We start from the raw sequence: 4,542 nt of genomic DNA, 5'->3' as shown, positions 1-4,542 counted from the left end.
GCCGGAAAAGGCGCATAAAAACCATTATTAAAGAAATTGGGGGATTTAAAGATTTAGTAATAATGATAATAGCCGAGAGCTTAGAAAGTAAAAAAAGCTTACTTCTCGTAATTACAGATGTAAGAAATGTAGGCGTGTATAGGTTTGAAATGTAAGTTTGATCTTATAAAAAATAGTATATATTTGTGTCAATTATCAACAATATACTTTGAAACGCTTTAACTATATGTATTACTAACGGTTAACCCTAAAAACTAACACCTAAACATTTCCTATATGGAAAACTATAACTATTTGTTTGAATCACTGACGGTTCGATTTTTCCTGTTAATATTTACCTCTTTCATAATAACTTATATTTCAATTCCTGTTATAATCAGGGTTGCAAGAATGAAACAATTATTTGACGAGCCTGAAAACAGGAGTTCGCATTCAACTTTGGTTCCTACTTTAGGAGGTGTCTCAATTTTTGCATCGATAATAATTTCATCAAGTCTGTTTGTTAATGAACGATTTGTAGATTTTGACCTGTTGAATGCCGCTATGGTTATACTTTTCTTTTTTGGTATTAAGGATGATATACTTATGATATCACCGGTTAAGAAGTTCATAGCACAGATAGTGTCAGCACTTATCATTTCAATAGGTGCAAATGTTAGGATACCACATATGTACGATATATTGGGCTTCGGTGAAATACCTTATTGGATATCGATTGTAATAACCGTTTTTGTAATTATATTAATAATAAACTCTTTCAACCTGATTGATGGAGTAGATGGTTTAGCAGCATCAGTAGGGATTGTTTCTTCGCTGGTTCTGGGATATTGGTTTTATGTTAATGAATATAATTCTTTGGCTCTTTTATCTGCCTCTTTATTTGGGAGTTTAGTAGCATTTTTGAGATATAATTTTTCGAAAAAAAATAAAATATTTATGGGAGATACCGGTTCTATGATTGTTGGCTTTATTGTAGCGGTGTTGACCATTGAGTTTATTCGACATAATGGAATTGGCTTAATTAATGGGGGAAAAGAAATAATAACGGCTCCTGTTTTGGCTATTTCTATTTTGATAATACCTCTAATCGATACGTTTAGAGTATTTATGGTTAGGCTGTTAAATAAAAAATCTCCATTTAAACCAGATAAAAATCATATTCATCATCGTTTATTATCCTTAGGTTTGTCCCACGCTAAAACGACTATAATGATGGTAGTTGCTAATTTTATCTTTATATTATTGGCCTATCACATGAAAGACACAGGGATAGATAAGTTTATTTTACTTATAGTAAGTCTGGCTCTTTTTGTATCTTCTATTCCGTTTTTTATAAAAACCAAAGAAGAAAAAATGATTGAACATCAGGCTGAAACTCCTGTGATTAAGCCGTTTTTTAGTAAAAACCCAGGTGGAAGTAATAAGAAAAAAGTAAATGGATAAAATATGGCTTTCCTCTCCGCATATGGGTGGAGAAGAATTTAAATATGTCACAGAAGCATTTGATACCAATTGGATAGCTCCGATAGGACCACACATCAATAAGTTTGAAGAAGATATTAGCAGTTATATCGGAGGAGATAGCGTTGCAGCTTTAAGTTCGGGAACTGCTGCTATTCATCTTGCGTTGATGATGTTGAATGTAGGGGAGGGGGATGAAGTAATTTGCTCTTCATTTACATTTGCAGCATCGGCAAATCCTATTATTTATCAAAAAGCCACACCTGTATTTATTGATTCAGAAGAGGAAACATGGAATATGTCGCCTGAATATCTTGAGCAGGCAATTAAAGACAGGATTTCAAAGGGGAAAAAGCCCAAAGCAATTATATTGGTTTATCTATATGGTAATGCAGCAAAAAATGATGAATTGTTTGAAGTTGCTGAAAAATATGATATCCCTGTAATTGAAGATGCTGCTGAAGCATTAGGTGCTACTTATAAAGGAAAATCACTTGGGACTTTTGGTGAAATTGGTGTTTTTTCATTTAACGGAAATAAAATAATTACTACTTCAGGAGGCGGAGCCATAGTATCATCTAATAAAGGATATATTGATAAGGCAAAGTTTCTTTCCACTCAGGCCAGAGATGCAGCCGTGCATTATCAGCACAGCGAAATAGGTTATAATTACAGGATGAGTAACGTTAGTGCTGCCATTGGAATTGGCCAGATGAAGGTTTTGGATAAGCATATAGAGTATCGTCGTAATAATTATGAGTTATACAAAAAAGAGCTCGAAAATCTAGGAGTAGAATTTGTAGAAGAGTTAGAAGGTAGTTTTTCTAACAGGTGGCTAACCTGTGTGATAATTGACCCTAAAAAAACAGGAGGTAAAACAAGAGAAGATATCAGGATTGCTCTGGAAAAGGTAAATGTTGAATCACGACCATTATGGAAGCCAATGCATATGCAGCCGGTATTTGAAGAATATCCGTTCTATGGTGGAGGAGTATCGGAAATGCTTTTCGAAAAGGGACTTTGTTTGCCTTCGGGATCAAATTTAACAGATGAAGATCGAAAAAGAGTAACTGATAATATAAAAAAAGCCTTAACTTTGTAGTAGTCAAAACCTTACATTGAAATTTATTGGTCTTTAAAATTTTTTGGACATGTATAGATACTTACTTAACTACTTTTCCAACAGATTCCTGTCTCGTTGGGTGATACTTGCTTTTGATATAATTATAGTAGCACCTTTGTTTTATATAGCCTATTTGATTAGAATGGGGTTTGACGTTGTGTCGGTTGACAGACATGCAAGTATAAACCAGGCGATATTTATAACAGCTCTATATTTCTTGTTCTATTTGAGGTTTAGGCCCTATTCGGGAATAATTAGACATTCCGGAATTAAAGATGCTATTAAAATAATAAAAGCAAGTTTAGTAGCCGGACTTTTTGCATATATTATATCTTACCTGAGTACAGAAGTTTGGTTTGATGAACCACGTTTTGTAATACCTAAAGGGGTGATAATAATTCATTCCCTGCTTGTGTTGTTAGTTCTTATAGGTAGCAGGTTGGTTGTACGTGCAGTATTCCAGCTGGCTACAGAAAAGGTAGGAGAAATTGTTAAAGTGGCTATTTACGGAGCAGGGTCAGCAGGAGTGATTACTAAAGATACTTTGCTTAGAGATAAAAAGGTTAAATATAGAGTTTCTTATTTTATTGATGATAATAAATCTTTAAACGGGAAATACCTGGAAGGTATTAAGGTTTTAAAGCCCGGTAAGATATTCTCAGATGAAGTTCTCGAAAAAAGTGAGATTAAAGAGGTAATTATCGCGATTGAAAGTATTGATTCAAATAAGAAAAATGATATTGTTGAAACTTGTTTGAACAATGGTCTAAAGGTCAGGATAGTTCCATCTGTAGAGAAATGGGTGAATGGAGAATTAAACCCCAATCAAATTCAGGAGGTAAATATCGAAGATTTGCTCGAAAGACCGGCAATTGTGGTTGATAATCATTATACTAAAGAAGAATTAAAAGATAAAGTAGTTTTAGTTACCGGCGCTGCAGGATCTATTGGGGGTGAGATAGTCAGGCAACTAATAAGCAAAGAACCGAAAAAGGTTTTATTGTTTGAGCAGGCAGAGTCTCCATTACACGATTTTAGGATAGAGTTGAACAGTGATTTGGTTAAAGAATTTCCTGAAGTGGAACTGGAATTTGTAATAGGAGATATCAGGAATAGAGAATTTGTACAAAATATATTCGATTTACATAAACCTGAAATTGTTTTTCACGCCGCCGCTTATAAGCACGTACCTCTAATGGAAGAGTATCCTGAACAAGCTGTTTCTACAAATATCAGCGGTACTAAAAATGTTGCAGATGCTGCTGTGAAAACAGGAACAAATAAGTTTGTAATGGTGTCGACAGATAAGGCTGTTAATCCTACAAATGTAATGGGTGCCAGTAAGCGAATAGCAGAAATATATATACAGTCGTTAAATAAAATTCAGCATAATACTAAGTTTATAACAACCCGTTTTGGAAATGTTTTGGGGTCAAACGGATCGGTAATTCCAATGTTTGAAAAACAGATTAAGGCCGGAGGACCGATTACTGTTACCCATAAAGATATTACAAGGTATTTTATGACAATTCCGGAAGCATGTCAGCTGGTATTAGAAGCCGGCGCAATGGGCAAAGGAGGAGAGATTTTTATTTTCGATATGGGTAAATCTGTCAAGATTTATGATGTGGCCAAGAAGATGATACAACTTTCCGGATGTAATTATCCTGATGATATTAATATTGTATTTACAGGGTTAAGACCGGGAGAAAAACTTTATGAGGAATTATTGGCTCATAAGGAAGGAACTGTACCAACCTATCATCCGAAAATTATGGTAGCTAAAATTCGGGATGTTAATTATGCAACTATTAGTACCGAAATTGATGACTTACTACTTATGGTTAATGAAAATGGGTATGAGATAGTAAGAAAAATGAAACTTATAGTTCCCGAGTATATAAGTAATAATTCCAAGTATGAGGAATTGGATGGACAGGAGAAAAAATCGATATAAA

General features: G+C 34.2%; 3 protein-coding genes. All 3 read left to right on the top strand.

Annotated features, from left to right (window positions below; all coding sequences use genetic code 11):
* The first annotated feature begins 390 nt into the window (after positions 1-390).
* The 3 genes from ABFR62_13165 to ABFR62_13155 are packed head-to-tail and all read left to right on the top strand — an operon-like array spanning position 391 to position 4,541.
* Entirely contained in the window at positions 391-1,443 is a 1,053-nt protein-coding gene (locus tag ABFR62_13165) for an MraY family glycosyltransferase (protein MEN8139371.1), read from the top strand.
* Complete coding sequence (locus ABFR62_13160; GenBank protein MEN8139370.1) at positions 1,436-2,563, top strand: aminotransferase class I/II-fold pyridoxal phosphate-dependent enzyme; 1,128 nt, start codon at positions 1,436-1,438, stop codon at positions 2,561-2,563. Before ABFR62_13165 ends, ABFR62_13160 begins: the two co-directional genes overlap by 8 nt.
* A 49-nt stretch (positions 2,564-2,612) precedes the next feature.
* Entirely contained in the window at positions 2,613-4,541 is a 1,929-nt protein-coding gene (locus ABFR62_13155) for a nucleoside-diphosphate sugar epimerase/dehydratase (GenBank protein ID MEN8139369.1), read from the top strand.
* The last annotated feature ends 1 nt before the right edge of the window (position 4,542 follow it).

This window comes from Bacteroidota bacterium, from assembly GCA_039714315.1.
GTDB lineage: Bacteria > Bacteroidota > Bacteroidia > Flavobacteriales > JADGDT01 > JADGDT01.
This window is presented reverse-complemented; position numbering and strand designations above follow the sequence as displayed.

Excerpts from the sequence above, each read along its gene's own strand:
- ABFR62_13155 (MEN8139369.1), top strand. The coding sequence starts at position 2,613 with ATGTATAGATACTTACTTAACTACTTTTCCAACAGATTCCTGTCTCGT.
- ABFR62_13165 (MEN8139371.1), top strand. The coding sequence starts at position 391 with ATGAAACAATTATTTGACGAGCCTGAAAACAGGAGTTCGCATTCAACT.
- ABFR62_13160 (MEN8139370.1), top strand. The coding sequence starts at position 1,436 with ATGGATAAAATATGGCTTTCCTCTCCGCATATGGGTGGAGAAGAATTT.